General features: G+C 67.9%; 13 protein-coding genes and 1 tRNA gene. 5 read left to right on the plus strand and 9 right to left on the minus strand.

Translation table 11 applies throughout. From position 1 onward, the window contains the following. Positions 1 to 117 precede the first annotated feature (117 nt). The 4 genes from RAMLITH_RS01655 (at position 118) to RAMLITH_RS01670 (ending at position 8,630) form a co-directional block, all read left to right on the plus strand. Entirely contained in the window at positions 118 to 6,063 is a 5,946-nt protein-coding gene (locus RAMLITH_RS01655) for a HAMP domain-containing protein (RefSeq protein WP_337786090.1), read from the plus strand. 8 nt (positions 6,064 to 6,071) lie between these two features. Beyond that, positions 6,072 to 8,144 (plus strand): hybrid sensor histidine kinase/response regulator, encoded by a 2,073-nt coding sequence (locus tag RAMLITH_RS01660; protein WP_168105589.1) that lies wholly within the window; start codon positions 6,072 to 6,074, stop codon positions 8,142 to 8,144. A 47-nt stretch (positions 8,145 to 8,191) separates the two neighbouring features. Next, positions 8,192 to 8,282: transfer RNA gene (locus RAMLITH_RS01665), tRNA-Ser, on the plus strand. 120 nt (positions 8,283 to 8,402) lie between these two features. Then, on the plus strand, positions 8,403 to 8,630 hold the full coding sequence (locus tag RAMLITH_RS01670) for a hypothetical protein (RefSeq protein WP_168105590.1): 228 nt from the start codon (positions 8,403 to 8,405) through the stop codon (positions 8,628 to 8,630). A gap of 144 nt (positions 8,631 to 8,774) precedes the next feature. Here RAMLITH_RS01670 and RAMLITH_RS01675 read toward each other — a convergent pair whose 3' ends face one another. Both RAMLITH_RS01675 and RAMLITH_RS01680 read right to left on the minus strand, forming a co-directional pair. Then, entirely contained in the window at positions 8,775 to 8,942 is a 168-nt protein-coding gene (locus tag RAMLITH_RS01675) for a hypothetical protein (RefSeq protein ID WP_168105591.1), read from the minus strand. 526 nt (positions 8,943 to 9,468) lie between these two features. After that, positions 9,469 to 10,317: a type I restriction enzyme HsdR N-terminal domain-containing protein gene (locus RAMLITH_RS01680; RefSeq protein ID WP_168105592.1), complete on the minus strand. Its 849-nt coding sequence runs from the start codon at positions 10,315 to 10,317 to the stop codon at positions 9,469 to 9,471. Between the two features lie 47 nt (positions 10,318 to 10,364). Here RAMLITH_RS01680 and RAMLITH_RS01685 point away from each other — a divergent pair, with 47 nt between their 5' ends. Continuing rightward, positions 10,365 to 10,535 (plus strand): hypothetical protein, encoded by a 171-nt coding sequence (locus tag RAMLITH_RS01685; protein ID WP_168105593.1) that lies wholly within the window; start codon positions 10,365 to 10,367, stop codon positions 10,533 to 10,535. A gap of 568 nt (positions 10,536 to 11,103) precedes the next feature. Here the strand turns inward: RAMLITH_RS01685 and RAMLITH_RS01690 are convergent. The 7 genes from RAMLITH_RS01690 to RAMLITH_RS01720 form a co-directional block, all read right to left on the minus strand. After that, positions 11,104 to 11,496, minus strand: a complete 393-nt coding sequence (locus RAMLITH_RS01690) for a hypothetical protein (protein WP_168105594.1) — start codon at positions 11,494 to 11,496, stop codon at positions 11,104 to 11,106. An 18-nt stretch (positions 11,497 to 11,514) separates the two neighbouring features. Continuing rightward, positions 11,515 to 11,844, minus strand: a complete 330-nt coding sequence (locus RAMLITH_RS01695) for a hypothetical protein (RefSeq protein WP_168105595.1) — start codon at positions 11,842 to 11,844, stop codon at positions 11,515 to 11,517. A 20-nt stretch (positions 11,845 to 11,864) separates the two neighbouring features. Continuing rightward, the gene (locus RAMLITH_RS01700) at positions 11,865 to 15,383 is read right to left on the minus strand and encodes a phage tail protein (RefSeq protein ID WP_168105596.1); all 3,519 of its coding nucleotides are present in this window, start codon (positions 15,381 to 15,383) and stop codon (positions 11,865 to 11,867) included. Next, positions 15,383 to 15,787, minus strand: a complete 405-nt coding sequence (locus tag RAMLITH_RS01705) for a DUF6950 family protein (RefSeq protein WP_168105597.1) — start codon at positions 15,785 to 15,787, stop codon at positions 15,383 to 15,385. The genes RAMLITH_RS01700 and RAMLITH_RS01705 overlap by 1 nt, the downstream gene beginning before the upstream one ends. Next, the gene (locus RAMLITH_RS01710; protein WP_168105598.1) at positions 15,784 to 16,356 is read right to left on the minus strand and encodes a DUF2163 domain-containing protein; all 573 of its coding nucleotides are present in this window, start codon (positions 16,354 to 16,356) and stop codon (positions 15,784 to 15,786) included. The genes RAMLITH_RS01705 and RAMLITH_RS01710 overlap by 4 nt, the downstream gene beginning before the upstream one ends. Before the next feature lie 272 nt (positions 16,357 to 16,628). Beyond that, complete coding sequence (locus RAMLITH_RS01715; protein WP_168105599.1) at positions 16,629 to 16,814, minus strand: hypothetical protein; 186 nt, start codon at positions 16,812 to 16,814, stop codon at positions 16,629 to 16,631. Positions 16,815 to 17,069: 255 nt separating this feature from the next. Continuing rightward, positions 17,070 to 17,756 (minus strand): hypothetical protein, encoded by a 687-nt coding sequence (locus tag RAMLITH_RS01720; protein ID WP_168105600.1) that lies wholly within the window; start codon positions 17,754 to 17,756, stop codon positions 17,070 to 17,072. Between the last annotated feature and the right edge of the window lie 54 nt (positions 17,757 to 17,810).

Here is a 17,810-nt window from a genome sequence, read left to right on the forward strand (position 1 = left end):
GCTCAGTAGGGGGACAGCATGGAAGTAGTGGCGAAATTGCCTTCGGTTGATCAACGCGACAGCGAGCTGCGGCAGGTGCTCCGGGCCCTCGGCGCCTTCCGGCGCGGGGAGAGCGGCGTGACGCTGCCGACCGAATGGGACGGCGTGTACGGCAAGATCGCGGGCGAATTCAACGAACTGAGCGCCCAGACGACGCGCACCTCGCAGAAGCTGAGGGGGCTGGATGCCACCGTGCGCACCAACGGGAAGACCAAGCGGATCGGCGACGAGAAGCTCACCGGCTTCTGGCAAAGCGACGTCGCCTGCGTGAACGCAATCCTGGACGAGGTCGACCTGCTGTCCGAGCACACGCGCACCGTGCTGGCCGCGTTGAGCGACCTCAAGAAGGGCAACCGGGCCGCGCAGCTGCCGCAGGACTGGACCGGCGTCTTCGGCAAGGTGGCCGATGCGTTCAACGACGTCGTGGCGGAAAACCTTCGCATGTCGCATGAACTGGCGCGGCTGTCCAAGGTCGTCGGCAAGGAAGGCAAGCTCAGGGAGCGGGCTTCGGTGCCCAACTCGAGCGGGTTCTGGCGCGATTCCGCCGACTCGATCAACTCGCTGATCGGCGACCTGGTCCACCCGACTTCGGAAGTGGCGCGCGTGATCGGTGCCGTGGCCCAGGGCGACCTGTCCAAGAGCATGGCGCTCGAAGCCGACGGCCGTCCTCTGGAAGGCGAATTCCTGCGCACCGCCATGATCATCAACAAGATGGTGCAGCAGCTGGGGACCTTCTCGGCCGAAGTGACCCGGGTGGCGCGGGAGGTCGGCACCGAAGGCAAGCTGGGCGGCCAGGCCGACGTGCAGGGCGTGGCCGGCACCTGGAAGGACCTCACGGACTCGGTGAACTTCATGGCGTCGAACCTGACGGCGCAGGTGCGGAACATCGCCGAAGTGACGACGGCCGTGGCGGCCGGCGACCTGTCCAAGAAGATCACGGTGGACGTGAAGGGCGAGATCCTGGAGCTGAAGAACACCATCAACACCATGGTGGACCAGCTGCGGTCGTTCGCTTCGGAAGTGACCCGGGTGGCCCGGGAAGTGGGTACCGAAGGCAAGCTCGGCGGCCGGGCCGACGTGCAAGGCGTGGCCGGGACCTGGAAGGACCTCACCGACTCGGTGAACTCGATGGGCTCGAACCTCACGGCCCAGGTGCGCAACATCGCCGAAGTGACCAAGGCGGTGGCCACCGGCGACCTGTCCAAGAAGATCACGGTGGACGTGAAGGGCGAGATCCTGGAGCTGAAGAACACCATCAACAGCATGGTGGACCAGCTGCGATCGTTCGCCTCGGAAGTGACGCGGGTGGCCCGGGAAGTGGGTACCGAAGGCAAGCTGGGCGGCCAGGCCGAGGTGCAGGGCGTGGCCGGCACCTGGAAGGATCTGACCGACTCCGTGAACTCGATGGGCTCGAACCTGACGGCCCAGGTGCGGAACATCGCGGAAGTGACGACGGCCGTGGCGGCCGGCGACCTGTCCAAGAAGATCACGGTGGACGTGAAGGGCGAGATCCTGGAGCTGAAGAACACCATCAACACCATGGTGGACCAGCTGCGATCGTTCGCCTCGGAAGTGACCCGGGTGGCGCGGGAAGTGGGTACCGAGGGCAAGCTGGGCGGCCAGGCCGACGTGCAGGGCGTTGCCGGCACCTGGAAGGACCTGACCGACTCGGTGAACTTCATGGCCGGCAACCTGACCTCTCAGGTGCGCAACATCGCCGACGTGACGACCGCCGTGGCGGCCGGCGACCTGTCCAAGAAGATCACGGTGGACGTGAAGGGCGAGATCCTGGAGCTGAAGAACACCATCAACACCATGGTGGACCAGCTCTCCTCGTTCGCTTCGGAAGTGACGCGGGTGGCGCGAGAAGTGGGCACCGAAGGCAAGCTGGGCGGCCAGGCCGACGTGCAAGGCGTGGCCGGCACCTGGAAGGACCTGACCGACTCGGTGAACTCGATGGGCTCGAACCTCACGGCCCAGGTGCGGAACATCGCGGAAGTGACGAAGGCCGTGGCGGCCGGCGACCTGTCCAAGAAGATCACGGTGGACGTGAAGGGCGAGATCCAGGAGCTGAAGAACACCATCAACACCATGGTGGACCAGCTGCGATCGTTCGCCTCGGAAGTGACGCGGGTGGCGCGGGAAGTGGGTACCGAAGGCAAGCTGGGCGGCCAGGCCGACGTGCAGGGCGTCGCCGGCACCTGGAAGGACCTCACGGACAACGTGAACTCCATGGCCGGCAACCTGACAGCCCAGGTCCGCAACATCGCCGACGTGACCAAGGCAGTGGCCACGGGCGACCTGTCCAAGAAGATCACGGTGGACGTGAAGGGCGAGATCCTGGAGCTGAAGAACACCATCAACACCATGGTGGACCAGCTGCGGTCGTTCGCCTCGGAAGTGACCCGGGTGGCCCGGGAAGTGGGTACCGAGGGCAAGCTGGGCGGCCAGGCCGACGTGCAGGGCGTGGCCGGCACCTGGAAGGACCTCACGGACAACGTGAACTTCATGGCCGGCAACCTGACGTCCCAGGTGCGCAACATCGCCGACGTGACCAAGGCGGTGGCGGCCGGCGACCTGTCCAAGAAGATCACGGTGGACGTGAAGGGCGAAATCCTGGAGCTGAAGAACACCATCAACACCATGGTGGACCAGCTCTCGTCGTTCGCCTCGGAAGTGACGCGGGTGGCGCGGGAAGTGGGTACCGAAGGGAAACTGGGCGGCCAGGCAGACGTGCAGGGCGTCGCGGGCACCTGGAAGGACCTGACCGACAACGTGAACTTCATGGCCGGCAACCTCACTTCGCAGGTGCGCGGCATCGCCAAGGTGGTGACCGCGGTGGCCAACGGCGACCTCGACCAGAAGCTGACCGTGGAGGCCAAGGGCGAGATCGCCGCGCTGGCCGACACCATCAACTCGATGACGGACACGCTGGCCACGTTCGCCGACCAGGTGACGACCGTGGCCCGCGAGGTGGGCGTGGAAGGCAAGCTGGGCGGCCAGGCGAAGGTGCCGGGCGCCGCGGGAACCTGGAAGGGCCTGACCGAGAACGTGAACCAGCTGGCGGCGAACCTGACGACGCAGGTGCGGGCCATTGCCGAGGTGGCGACCGCCGTGACGCAGGGCGACCTGACCCGGTCGATCACGGTGGAGGCGCTGGGCGAGGTGGCGGCGCTGAAGGACACCATCAACGAGATGATCCGCAACCTCAAGGACACCACGCAGCTGAACACGGAGCAGGACTGGCTCAAGACCAACCTGGCCAAGTTCTCGCGGATGCTGCAGGGCCAGAAGGATCTGGTGGCGGTGGGTCACCTGATCCTGTCCGAGCTGGCGCCGGTGGTGGGCGCGCAGCAGGCCGAGTTCTACGTGCTGCGGTACACCCACGAGCAGCCCAAGCTGCGCCTGATGGCCAGCTACGCGTCTGACGGCCACGGTTCGTACGGCAAGGAGCTGGAGCTCGGCCAGGGCCTGGTCGGCCAGTGCGCGTACGACAAGAAGAAGATCCTGCTGACGTCGTCGATCCCGGAAACGCTGAAGATCGCCTCGGGCCTCACCGAGGTGCAGCCGCTGAACGTGCTGGTGCTGCCGATCATCTTCGAGGGCCAGGTCCGCGGGGTCGTGGAACTGGCCTCGGTCGAACGCTTCAACCCGACCCACCAGGCCTTCCTGGACCAGCTCACCGAATCGATCGGCATCGTGATCAACACGATCGAGGCCAACATGCGGACCGAGGACCTGCTGACCCAGTCGCAGTCGCTGGCGCAGGAACTCCAGAGCCGGCAGCAGGAACTGCAGCAGACCAACGAGGAGCTGCAGGAGAAGGCACGGTTGCTGGTGCACCAGAACCACGAGGTGGAGCGCAAGAACCAGGAAGTGGAGCAGGCGCGGCAGGCACTGGAAGACAAGGCCAAGCAGCTGGCGCTGACCTCCAAGTACAAGTCCGAGTTCCTGGCCAACATGTCGCACGAGCTGCGCACGCCGCTGAACTCGCTGCTGATCCTGTCGGACCAGCTGTCGAAGAACCCGGACGGGAACCTCACGGCCAAGCAGGTCGAATTCGCCAAGACGATCCACTCGTCCGGCAACGACCTGCTGATGCTGATCAACGACATCCTGGACCTGTCCAAGATCGAATCCGGCACCGTGGTGGTCGACGTCAACGACCTGCGCCTGTCCGACCTGCAGCTGTACGTGGAACGCACGTTCCGCCACGTCGCCGAGGCCAAGAGCGTGGACTTCATGATCCACACCGGCATGAACCTGCCGACCTCGATGGTCACCGACGTCAAGCGCCTGCAGCAGATCCTGAAGAACCTGCTGTCGAACGCCTTCAAGTTCACGCACCAGGGCCACGTCACGCTGGCCATCGAGGAAGTGTTCAGCGGCTGGTCACCGGACAACGAGGACCTCAATCGCGCGCAGCAGGTGCTGGCATTCGCCGTGTCGGACACCGGCATCGGCATCTCGGGCGACAAGCAGCAGATCATCTTCGAGGCGTTCCAGCAGGCCGACGGCTCCACCAGCCGCAAGTACGGCGGGACCGGCCTGGGGCTGGCCATCAGCCGGGAACTCTCGAAGCTGCTGGGCGGCGAGATCCGGCTCGCCAGCGCGCCGGGACAGGGCAGCACCTTCACGCTGTACCTGCCGCTCGTCTACTCGGGCACGCGGGCGGCGCGCCGCGTGGCGCAGTCGCCGGAGTCGCGCGCCGACTACACGCTGCCGGGCCTGCCCGGCATGAAGCGCACGCCCCGGTCCGAGCCGGAGGTGGTGGACGCGACCCCGGCGGCGCCCGAGGACAGCGGCGCCGTGCTCAACGAGGCCAACGACGACCGCGACACGATCCAGCAAGGCGACATGGTCCTGCTGATCGTCGAGAACGACCTGGCGTTCGCCCGCTTCCTGCTCGACGCGGCACGGGCCAAGGGCTTCAAGGGCCTGGTCACCTCGATGGGCGCCGGCGCGCTGACGCTCGCTTCCCAGTACAAGCCGTCGGCCGTCACGCTGGACATGTACCTGCCGGACATGGAAGGCTGGCGCGTCCTGGACCGCATCAAGCACGACCTCGGCGTGCGCCACATGCCGGTGTGCGTGATTTCCACCGACGACTCGAAGGAGCGCGCGTTCCGCTCGGGGGCGATGGCCTTCGTCGAGAAGCCGATCCAGTCCAAGGAAGTGCTGGACGCGATGCTCGACAAGCTGCAGTCCTACCTGGCCCGCTCCGAGAAACGGGTGCTGGTGGCCTTGCGCGACACCGCTGCGCGGCGCGAGCTGCTGGCGCAGCTGGAGGACGAGCAGATCCGGCCGACCGTCGTCAAGAGCGGCGAGAAACTGGTGGAAGCGCTGGAGGACGACAGCTTCGATTGCGTGGTGGTGGAGGACGGCTTCCCGGGCATCGACCCGCACGAGTGCCATGGGCTGCTGGCCGCGCAGGCCGACCTGGGCCCGCTGCCGCTGGTGGTGTACCGCGGCGGCGGCAAGGATGCGGGCAAGGTGGCGTGGCACTCCGACGACGCCATCACGGTGCGCGAAGCGCACACCGTGCCGAAGTTGTTCGACAACGCGCTGCTGGCGCTGCATGCCAGCCTGGCCCGGCTGCCGGAAGCCAAGCGCGCGCTGATCAACAACGTGCACGAGTCGACCAAGCCGCTGGCCGGCAAGCGCGTGCTGATCGTGGACGACGACATGCGCAACATCTTCGCGCTGGCCACGGTGCTGGAAGAGCACGGGATGGACATCGTGTGGGCCGACAACGGCCGCGATGCGATCAGCCGGGTGGCCTCCGATCCGCAGATCGAGGTCGTGCTGATGGACATCATGATGCCCGAGATGGACGGCATGGCCACCATGAAGGAGATCCGCAAGCTGCCGGCCGGCAAGGACCTTCCGATGATCGCCGTGACGGCCAAGGCCATGAAGGGCGACCGCGAGAAGTGCATCGAGGCGGGCGCCTGGGACTACCTGTCGAAACCGGTCAACACGCAGGACCTGCTGGCCGTCCTGCGCGCGTGGCTGCACCAGTGAGCCCCCGGTTGGAATCGAACGCCGCCCCGCCGCCGGAACAGGAGCAGGTCAACATCCTGGTGGTGGACGACCTGCCCGAAAAGCATGTCGTCTTCCGGACCATCCTGGACGAGCTGGGGCAGAACATCGTCAGTGCCCGCTCGGGCAAGGAGGCGCTGGCCTACATCCTCGAGATGGAGTTCGCGGTCATCCTGCTCGACGTCAACATGCCGGACATCGACGGCCTGGAGACGGCGGGGCTGATCCGGCAGTACAAGAAGTCCGCGCAGACGCCGATCGTGTTCATCACGGCCTACGTCGACGAGGTGCAGGCCAAGCGCGGCTATGCGCTGGGTGCGGTCGACTACATCCCGTCGCCGGTGGTGCCGGAGGTGCTGCGCTCGAAGATCCGCGTCTTCGTCGAGCTGTTCCGGATGAACCGGCAGCTGCAGGTGCAGGCCGCCGCGCGGGAGGCGCTGGCGCGGTCCGAAGCGGCGCGTGCCGCCGCCGAGGAAGCCATCCACCGCGCCGACTACCTGGCCGAGGCGAGCCAGCTGCTCGCGCGCTCGCTCGACCTCGACGACACGATCCGGGCCCTGTTCGAGGTGGCGGTGCCCATGCTGGGGGATCGCGCCGTGCTGGCGCTCGCCAATCCCGATGGCAGCCTGGCGCGAATCGAAACCCATCCGGCGCCGCCCGATGCCAGCGACCCGCTTCCGGAGGGGTTGCGCGCGGCATTGGCGCGCGTCATGGAGTCGCGCCAGTTCGAACTGCGGCGCGATGGCCGCCAGGCGATGGCGTTCTGCCCCCTGCTGGGCGGCGACCGCTCGCGCGGCGCCGTGGTGCTGGTGGCGGACGCAGACAGGATGGATGCGCCACGGCTCGCGCTCGCCAAGGAAGTGGTGAGCCGCGCCTCGATCGCGATGGAGAACGCCCGCCTGTACTTCGCCGTGCAGGAGGCCGACCGTCGCAAGAACGAGTTCCTGGCGATGCTGGCGCACGAGTTGCGCAATCCGCTGGCGCCGATCCGCAATGCCGTGCACATCATGCAGGGCGGGGACGTGACGCAGCTGACCATGAACTGGGCGCGCGACGTCATCGGCCGCCAGGCGGACCACATGGCGCGGCTGATCGACGACCTGCTCGACGTGTCGCGGATCGTGCAGGGCAAGGTCGTGGTCAAGCCGGAGCGGCTGACGCTGCGCGAACTGGTCGACCGGGCCGTGGAAGGCAGTTCGCCGCGGGTGGCCGGCCGTGACCAGTTGCTGTCGGTGCAGCTGCCACCCGAGGAGATCGAGCTCGACGGCGATGCGGTGCGGCTGGCGCAGGTGCTGGCCAACCTGATCAACAACGCGTCGAAATTCTCCGGGCCCAACACCCGGATCGCCCTCACAGCGACCTATTTCGCCGGCGAGCTGAAGATCTCCGTGCGCGACGAGGGCTCCGGCATCGAGCCGGCCTTCCTGCCCCACATCTTCGACCTGTTCGCCCAGGGCGACCAGTCGCTGGACCGGTCCCAGGGCGGCCTGGGCATCGGCCTCACGCTGGTCAAGCACCTGGTGGAGCTCCATGGCGGGCGCGTCGCTGCCCACAGCGACGGGCCCGGGACCGGCACCGAGGTCGAGGTCTACCTCCCGGCCCGCCCGGCGCCGGCCGCCGAGGCGGTCACGGTGGCGACGGACGGCCGCGAAAGCATTTCGCGCGGCAAGGCGCCCGGCCGGATCCTGGTCGTCGACGACCTGGCGGCGTCGGCCGAGACGCTGATGACGCTGCTGGAGATGGAAGGCTTCGAGGTCAAGGTGGCCAACGAAGGCATGAGTGCGCTGCAGATCGCCGAGCAGTTCCGGCCCGACGTCGTGCTGCTGGACATCGGCTTGCCGGGCATGAACGGCTTCGAGGTCGCGCACCGCCTGCGCCTGCAGCCGGGGTCGCGCGATGCGCTGCTGATCGCGCTCACCGGCTACGGCGAGGCGGAGAGCCGCTCCCGTTCGGCCAAGGCGGGGTTCGATTTCCACATGGTCAAGCCAGCGGACGTCAACCTGCTGCTGTCCATGCTCGCCAACCCGCAGCAGGCGCGGCGTGCCAGCGCGAAAGTGGCGTGACGCGGCCGGAAAGCGGGCGGCCCGCTGCTACAATGGCGGGCTTCGCAGGAGAGGTGGATGAGCGGTTTAAGTCGCACGCCTGGAAAGCGTGTGAGGGTTCATAGCCCTCCGCGGGTTCGAATCCCGCCCTCTCCGCCAGGACACTAGGAAACACGGGCCTTTGCGGCCTGTTTCTCTTATGTACCCAACAAAAAATCCACCTTTAATTTAGCGCCTGAGCGGCGGTCGCTGCTCGACGCGCTGTTGCAATATCCACTGATGCGCCATCTCTGGAAGGTCTGGAAAGCAAAATACTGGGGCCTGTCGATGCGGACGGACCTAGAGGACCTGAGCTTTTGGGAGGAAGGCGGCCGGCTCGACTACCCCCGCTGGCGTCGGGCACTGCGCAAAGTTAGAACCTGGGGCGCGGCGCATCCGTACGCGGCCAGCATGTGGCTGATCACGCTCCTGGGCACACTGGCCAGCATCATGGCGGCTTTGCGATAAACAGCAGGCGCCGGTTGTGGAGCTGGCGCCACTATCTCCCGCGGCGATCGACGTCGGCACGAGGCCCTGGCGCTGCCCGGCGGACACGTGGCCGGCAAGAGGCCCCGGCGGTGCCGCTCTGGTGGCCGCCTGCGGCGATCGACGTCAGCACGGGCTCTCGCGCTGCTGCCGGCGCACCGTGCCCAGCACGCGGCGCTGGCGGCACGGCCGGCGCACGCGGCTCTGGTGGCCGCCCGCTGCGATCGACGCCAGCACGCGGCTCTGGTGGTGCTGCCGGGCGATCGACGTCGGCACGAGGCGCTGGCGGTGCACGCCGTGGTCGGCATGAGGTGCTGCCGGTGCTGCCGGCCGGCGCACGATGCGGTCGGCATGAGACTGGTGGTGAGAGAGGAGCCGGTGGTGCTGCCGCGCTGATCGACGTCAGTACGAGGACCTGGTGGTGCTGCCGGCGCGCACGCCGTGGTTGGCACGAGGCGGCGCTGCAGCGATCGGCGTCAGCACGAGGCTCTGGTGGCCGCCCCGCGGCGCATGCCGTGGCCGGCATGAGTGCCTGGCGGTGCTGCCGCCCGCAAGCCGTGGCCAGCACGACGCGGTGCTGCGGCGATTGACGTCAGCACGAGGCCCTGGCGGTGCCGCCGACGCGCACGCCGTGGCCAGCACGAGGCGGCGCTGCAGTGATCGGCGTCAGCACGAAGCTCTGGCGGCCCGCCCGCGGCGCACGCGCGTGGCCAGCACGAGGAGCTGGTGCCGGCGCACGCCATGGCTGGCACGAGGCCCTGGCGGTGCTGCCGTCGCCCGGCGCCGCGGCCTCGCAACGCCGCGGCGCGAGGCGCGCAGGCTACGCGGTCTTTTCGCCGGGCGCCCCCGCTCCCGGCCCATCCGCTTCGCCTGGCACGAAGCGAATCCCAGACTCCGCGCCATGGGTCTTCGCTGGCCTCACGGTGATTGCGCGCAGCGCCTTGGCTGCCGCCTTCCCGATCTTCTTGCGCGCCTCATCGGCCTTGTCGCCCTCGAGGACCTCTCGCTTGATGACTTCCGCGGTAAGAACGTCGCGGATCTGGTCCGTGTCGATCTTCACGTCCGGCGACACGCGGCGCAGTTCGCGGCGGATCACGTCGAGCACTGGTTCACTCAGCAGCAGCGCGCCCACGAAGAAGCGCGACAAAGCTTGGCGCTGAGTGTGGTAGTCGTTCAGGACCGACTTCTGCCAACCCTCTTTGCAGAGGAGGAACAGCAACTCCAGATCCGCCTCCGACCTGGGGTTGATCGTGGTGAAGTCGATATTCACCACGAGCTCCTGCTCGATGGGCTTCAAGAATGCAATGTGATAGACGCGCCACGACACGCCATTGGTGAGCAGGACCCAGTCGACGCCTTGGTTCGCGGCATAGTCAACTGCCTGCTTCACGTGGGCCTCTTTCAGATCGAGCCCGATGGCCTTGACCTCGATCAGCGTCTGCAACACGCCCTCGATCTTGACGGCCAAGTCGCAGAAGGTTCCCCGGATGGCGAACTCTGAAGTGACCTCCGCGTACTTGTCGTACCCGAACAGCTCCGCGAGCATGTCCTTGACGATCGTCACGGTGTCCGCTTCGCCGACGTCGCGCGCCCGCGCGGCGTTGACGATAGGCTGGTAACGCTTGACGGCGGCCACGAGCCGCTCTGCGACCTTCTTCGGGATTGCCATGTCGGTCTCCTGCAGGGACCTCGGAATTAAGGGCGCTCGGGTGGCACGTGTCAATCGGCAAAGACGAGCCCGCTGCCGCGCAGGCGACAGCCGACGGGGCGCCGGTAGGACGGGGCGGCGCCGCAGTGATCGGCCCGCACGAGGCTCTGGCGGTGCCGCCGGCGGTCGACGTCAGCACGGAGCTGGTGCCGGAGGCGCGCACGCCGTGGCTGGCATGAGGCGGCGCTGCAGTGATCGGCGTCAGCTCGAAGCGCCCCGTCACCGCGCCGCCTCTCGGGCGGCGGCAGGGCCATCGCGCGCGAAGCGGCGTGCCCCTCGGCTGACGCCGATGCGAGCGGCGAGCTGCAGTGGCAGGGACAGGGGCAGCGCCCAAGGCTGGCCACCATCGGCGCCGGCAGCGATCGGCAAGGCCATCGCGTGCCGTGCACCCAGTCGACGGGAGGACCACTGCGCGAGCAACCGTCACTGATGCCAACCTCGAGCCGCGCGGGGGCAGCACGATCAACCAGGGCGGCCGGCGTGCGTGTGCGCAGCCCTGGGCGGGGTGTGACACGGTCATCCGCTCGCGCGAGCGCAGGGCACCAAACGGCAGGGCCATCGCGCGCGAAGCGGCGTGCACAGGCCGGCGCCGATGCGAGCGGCGCGCGGCAGTTGCAGGGCTGCGCCGAAGGCTGGCCCACCATGAGCGCCCGTCGCGCGCCGGCCTCGAGGGCAGCGCAGGGCCGGACGATGGAAACGATCAGCCGCAGGGAGGCGCGCGCAGGGCGCTAAGCAACCGCGCTCGGCTCAATGCACTTGCTGCTGATGGTGCCCACCCCGCCCGGCAGCAAGCACAGCCCAGCGCGCCACGTGGTTGACGCCCAGCCCCAGGCGGCGTAACTCGAACCCGTTCGGCGCCACGCCGATACGCGAGCGCAAGAACGTCCCGAGTGGGTACGCGCCTTCGATGCCCAGCTCCTCGAGCGTGGTCAAGAGTCTCCGCGCTTCGACGTTGTCGCACGAGCGCGCGTGCTGAATGAGCCCGGCACAAGTCCACTCGCCTTCGCCCATGAGCGCCCAAACGTCTTGCAGCAGCGCGAAGAACCCAGTCGATGGCCGAGCGGCCGGCGTACCCTCGACCGCTCGCCGCAGCGCGCGCACCTCGATCAGCAGCGCCTGAAGAAGAAGCTCACTCGTCATATGCGGCCCCGCGACCCGTCACACCTGGTCCAGTTTGCGCTGCACTTCCGCCGCCTCTTCGGCCGCCGCCTTGATGCGGTCCATGAAGTACCAGAGATCGTCGTTGCGGTAGGTGCCGTCCGGCTTGTCCGGCGCCCACTCGGCGGCCGGGCCCACCAGCGCCTCGAACATCTTGCCGCGAATTTCGTAGGTCTCGAACTGCTGCGGGATGATGAACGCGCCGGCATCGTCCACGCGGCCGACATCCACGCGAACGTATCCGGGCTCGCGCGGCGACGCCGGAACCTCCTGCAAAGCGCGGATCTCGAGGCGAAGGGTTTGGGCTGGGACGCTGATGATGCGAGGCATGTGTTGCTCCTTAGAAAAAATTACCGCGGCCAGGCGGCGATGTCGTACGTGGTGCCGTCAATGACCATGGCGAGCCAGATATTGGCCGTTGAAGTGCCGGGCTTGTTGGCGCTCGAAAACGTGGCGGTGGCAGCCCCGGATGCCGATCCACCGCTGAACGTGTACGTGTGTCCGGAGTTGCTGATCTGAACTGCACTGGCGGCAGTCCCGCCCGCGGGCAGGTAGACGCCAGTGTGGTTGTGGGTCGCCGCAGCAAATGCAGTTGCAACGTTGCCGTCGAAATATTTCGCGTTGAGGTTCCCTACGACCGTCGTGTTGTCCGTGTACATCGGACCGCTGACGCTCAACCCATAAGCACCGCCGGATCCATACGCGAGAACACCCGCGCCGCTCGCCGCCACTGCAACGCCCTCCACGCCGTAGCCACTGCCGCCAGTGGTGGACCCAAACACGCCGTCGCCTCCGGCGCTCGCGTAACCGCCCAACGCGATACCGCCAGAACCTCGTGCGGCGCTGGTGCCAGCTTCAACGCCGCCAGCCGTAGCGCGCAGCGTGTTCACCCTAAGTGCTTGGTACACAGAGCCGTCGAAGTTCGAGCCATTGATGATCGCAGAGCCTGTGACGGCGAGGTTCCCGCTTAGCGTGGCGTTGCCGGTGCTGCCGTCGATCGTGAACGTCGAGGTGCCACTGCTGTTCTTGCCAGTGAGTCCGCCCGCCCCGATGAAAACACCGCCCACACCGCTGCTGCTCTTGAACAGGTTGGCGTTGCTCATCACGATGCTGGTGCCGCTGCTCGCGAGGATCGAAGACGTCACGTCGGCATAGTCCGCAGGCCTGCCGCCGCTGTCCGTCACCTTGTTCCACGCCAGCGCCGCGATCTGCGCGCTGCTCGCCTGCCCGGCCGTCGCACTCACCGGCCCGACATACGCGCCGGCCGTGCCGCTCGTGTTGACGCACCGCGCCCAGAAGTACCGCGCGCCATCGGTGGGGAGTAGCCCGAGCTGGTCATAGCTGCTGGCCAGCCCCCAGGTGATCCGGCTCGCGGCGCCGAGCACGTTCGTCGTGCCCATCCAGAGCTCGACGTAGGCGAGATCGTCTTCGGCCGGTAGCGTGCCGCTCACCCTGATGCCGCCGATGATGGCCGTGGCCGACAACCCCGTCACGGACCCCGGCGTCGCCGTGATGCCGGCCACAGCGCTCACCGGCCCGACGAAGTCGCCCAAGTTGCCGCTGGTGTCGACGCAGCGCACCCAGAAGTATTTCGTGCCATCGCTCGCCGCCAGCCCGAGCTGGTCGTAGCTGCTGGCCAGCCCCCAGGTGATGCGGCTCGCGTTCGCGATGTTGCTGTCCGGTCCCATCCAGACCTCGGCATACGCCAGATCCGGGTCGCTCGGCAGGATGCCGCTGATCCTGATGCCGTGCTCGATGCCGGTCGCCGCGAGGCTGGTCACGTCGCCCGGCGCGTCACTCTTCCCCGCCACCTGGTGTGTGATCTGCAGCGACCAGTCCGACACCGCGATGCTGTTCCTGGTGCGCAGCTGGCAGTAGCCGACGTCACCTTCCTTCGCGCCCAGCAGGTAGACGTAGGTCTCGGCCGCCGGCACGCTGACGGTGTGCCAGCCCGCCTCGGTGGCCAGCCGGTAGCGCACCTCCACCTGGCCGCCGAACAGCAGGCTCTGGTCCGTGATCGCGTCCCACGCCACCTTGACGCGCGGCACGATGGTGCCGTCCCCCTGGCGCAGCAGATCCGCCGTGCCGCTGGTGACGGCGATGTTGGCCGGCGGATCGATGTCCCAGGGGCTGGGCAAGTTGGTGTTCGCGGCGTAGCCCTGCGGATCGAACGCGGCGTCGAGCTGGTAGATCGCCGCGGCGGTTTCCTTCAGCGTGAGCTGGATGCTGCCGTCGTGCGTCCAGGTGTAGCCCAGCACGATGAATTCCTTGGCGCTCCACCCGTAGCGGGCCAGCGTCAAGGCGACTGTGTCGAAGAGCTCGATGGGGTAGGCGCGCAGCTTGAATGGCAGCGTCACGCGCAGGCTGTCGCGGTCGTCCCGGATGATGATGCCGGCAACGTGCAGCGCCTGCGGCGAGTAGGTCACCGCCGGCATGTCCACTTCCTGCGCCAGCCAGGCGCCGTCGCGCGCGATCAGCGCGGCCGGCGCCAGTGGCGTCAGCGCCACCTGCTTGTACCCCTGCGCGCCGTCCCAGATGCGCGGCGTGATGACGTTGACCTTGTCGGCCCGCGCCTTGTGGGCGCCGATCACGATGGGGCTCTGCTGCTCGCTGCCGTCCGAGCCGCGCCGCACCACCGCCAGGTCGGCCTCGGTGAGCGTCATCACGGACGCGGTGTGCACGCCGGCCCGCAGGTAGAACTGGCCGCCGGCGTACGCCCACATGCCGCCCATGGCCTGGCAGAGGTCGTCGAGCGCGTCCTTGGCCGGCGCGCCGTAGGGGAGGACATAGCCGGCCGTGAACAGCTCGCGGGTGTCGGTGACGCCGCTGACGACGTAGCCGGTGGAGATGTCGCAGGCGTTCGCCGCCGCTGCGATGCGGGCATCCTCCGCGGCCGTGATGCTGGTGCGCTTGCCGAAGCTGGGGTGCGTCAGCAGATGCCGCACCATCAACGCCGGGTTCTCGCTGAAGGCGGTGCTGGCGTCGCGCGGGTCGTACAGCTTGGCGCCGCGGATCAGCGCCGACACGGACGGCAGGCCGGACGGGAATGCGGTCTCGTCGTAATCGAACTCGCACACCAGGTAGGCCACGCCCCGGGCCCGGTGGTCGGCCGTCCAGTCACCGGGGAACAGCGCCTGCAGGTCGGCGTCGGCCGTCTGGTCTGCCGTGCCCAGGTAGATGCGAACCTGGGCCTTGCTGACCTGGTCCTCGTACTGGTAGGTGATCGAGCCGTCGCCGGTGTACGGGGTGCTGCCGTCCGTGGTGATCGTGGCCGTGGTGCCGACGACGGACACCTGCAGCTGCGTGGTCACCGCGTCCTGCCCGGTGCCGGTGGTGTAGGTGGCCGAGATCGTGTCGGCGACCGGCGTGTGGCCCAGCGTGACGGTGGGCCCGGCGGCGAACGGCTCGATGGCCGTGCCCTTGCGGGTGAGCATGTACGGCTCGCTGGTGACGTTGCCGGAGCCGTCCAGCGTCACGGCCTGGTCGTTGAAGTAGACCGTCTCGACGCCGTCGATCTCATGGCCGGCCAGCGCGATGGCCAGGCAGAACTTTTCCTTGGTGGCCCCGGTCGACGCCCGGGCGAACACCGTGCCGGCCTTGCGCACGCGGCCCATGACCAGGTCGCGCTGGCCGATGGTGGTCACCACGTTGTGCATGCGGTCCACCTGGCTGGCGTTGTAGGCCTCGCGCTGCTTGCGCTGGGCCTTGCGGGCCTGCGACTGGGACATCGCGGCGCTGCCCAGGAGCATGCCGCCCGCCCAGATCGTTGCGGCGTAGTCGACCAGAAACGCGCCGATGGCGTAGGCGAGCGAGGACACGGCGACCTTGGCCGTGAGCGCGTAGCCGATGGCGGAGATGAATACGGGCATTACCCTACCCTCCAGGCCGCCTTCGCGAAGCCCATACCGCAAGCCACCATGCCGCCGGCGCCCGGGCCCAGCAGGCTGGTGCCGTTGCACACGCCCACGGCGGGATGGTTGCCCATGTCGAGCAGCACGATGTCGCCCACATTTGCCATGAGTGGCGGCACGCGCTCGCCAAGCTGTGAATCCACCAACGCCGCCAGCCCGCCACGTTCACGCAGGATCCGGCCGGCTTGCCGCTCGTCGCTGTAGGTGCCGCGCAGGCCAGCCGCCATGTCGTATCCGGTGACGGCCATGACAGCGTCGGCGCTGAAGAGAAAGCAGTCGTTCACGCCCCAGGCGAACGGCATGTCTTGCCGCTCGCGGGCGAACTCCGCCAGGCGCAGTTGCCAATCGTGCAGGCGTTTCATCGCAGGAACCACTCCCGCGAAGGCCAGATGATTTGCTTGTCGGACTGATCGTTCACGAACTGGAACGCCAGGTCGCCTGGGTAGAACACCTGCTGATCCGCGTGGGTGTAGGTCACGGGCACGCCGCGCAGGAGGTCGACGGCGGTGCTCTCGGCGGTGGCCGCAACAGAGCAGGTTTCGCCGTCCTCCTGGATGGTCAGGGTGTCGCCCAGCCCGGACCAGACGACGTCGGCGTCGATGACGGCGTAAGTGGTCGGGTCCAGCAGCGCGACGTAGATCGTGACCGGCGTGCCCTGCCACTCATCGGCGCCGTCCAGCGCCAGCGAAACGTCGGAGGCGGCTACACCACTGATCTCGAAGGAAAGGCCCTTGATCTCGCCGGGCGAGTTGTCGACTTGGCTGATGCTGCCCAGCCCGCCGGCGGCGTAGGTAGTACCGCCCCAGGTCAGGGCGAGGTTGCCGCTGTTGCGCGCGATGGTGCCGCTGGCAAATTCCATCTTGACGAGCAGCGCCATGGGCACCAGCCCGCCGGCGAGCGCGTTGGTCACGTCAGAGGTGAGGGTCTTCATGCTGCCCTCCGCATCGTCTGGCCACGCACAGGCAAGGCGCTGCGCGCCTCTGCGGAGGTGAGGGGCAAGCCCCCCAAGTCAACACGCGTCGAAGTCATGACAATCCTTGAGATTGAAAGCAAGTCCAATAAAGAGGTGGCACCGTGCCCGCTGCCCCGGCGCAGCGGTCCCGAGGTGCCTCGCCTTGCGGCCGGGCAAAAAAGGTGGCACCGTGCCCGCCGCCCCCGCAGCGGTCCCGAGGTGCCTCGCCTTGCGGCCGGGATTTGCATACATCAGCGTGTCGGCGGCGGGAGCGTCACCGATCCCGCGCCGAGCCAGAACAGCACGGCGCCGACAGCGACCCATGCCAGCGGGACGTAGACGAGCGCCAGGCCGTAGCCGATCATGGCCAGCCCGCCGAAGGCGAGCAGGTCCCGCAGGTCGACCAGGCGTGCGAGGAGTGTGAGCTTCGCCCTCATCAGCGCTTCGCCTTGAGCGTCACGTAGCGCGCTTGGAGCGTGAGGTGCTCGTGCTCGGCGGCCGGATCGGGCGACCGGCGCGCGGACTCGTCGCGCGCCTGGCCGCTTCCCACTCGGCCAGATTGCGCAGGCCCTTGCGTTTCAGGTGCTGACGGAAGGCCGCAACATCCTCGATGTCTCGTTGGCCGCGGTGGGGATTCTTGGCGTATTCAGTAGCCATGGTGCGTTCTCAGTTGGGTGGTGGTGTGGGTCGAGTCAGGCGGCGTTCAGCCAGCCCTCTTTGGCGGCCCTCTTGGCGGGCTTCACAGCAGGGACCTGCTGCGGTGCGGGCGGGATCCACTTCCGCACGTGCTCGGGCAGCTCCGCGGCCTCGATAAACCCGTAACGCGCCGCCTCGAGCAGGAACTGCGAAATGGTGCTGTTCGGCTCCGTGAGGTTGAAGCCCCGAAGGGGCATCGGGCGCAGGTGGCCGCCGAGTACTCCGTTCTGTGCCAGCCGGTCCCGCAGTTCCCACTCAGTGCGGACGTGGTCGGCCAGGCCGATGGCGGCCAGGGCCACGGCCCGCACGTGCGCCTGATGAGTCGGCAGCAGATCGGCGCAGATCGCCAGGCTCACCTCGGCGCGCAGGCCTTCGACCACTTGCTTCTGCAGGCCAACGGCCTCGCGCAGGACAGCAATGCGGTGCGTCACCTCGCCGAGGCTGCGCGCGACCTCATCGCGCTTGGCGATGCCGGCCGCGGCGGACTCCGAGAGCAGCGCATTCGCTTCGGCGCGAATTGCATTGCGCGTGTCCGATCCCGTGTTGCCCATCTGCTGCTGGATCTCCTGCCGCTGCCTTTCGGCCTCGCGCAGCTGCAGCTGCAGCTCGGTGTACCGATTCCAGGCGGCCGAGTAACGCGGGTCGCGCTCCAGGCGAGTGTCGACGGTGGTGGCTTGGTTCATGGTGGCTCTCTCTTTCGAGGTTGATGCCGCAGTGCGGCGGATGTGCGAAGCCGC

This window comes from Ramlibacter lithotrophicus, assembly GCF_012184415.1.
Taxonomy (GTDB): Bacteria; Pseudomonadota; Gammaproteobacteria; order Burkholderiales; family Burkholderiaceae_C; genus Ramlibacter; species Ramlibacter lithotrophicus.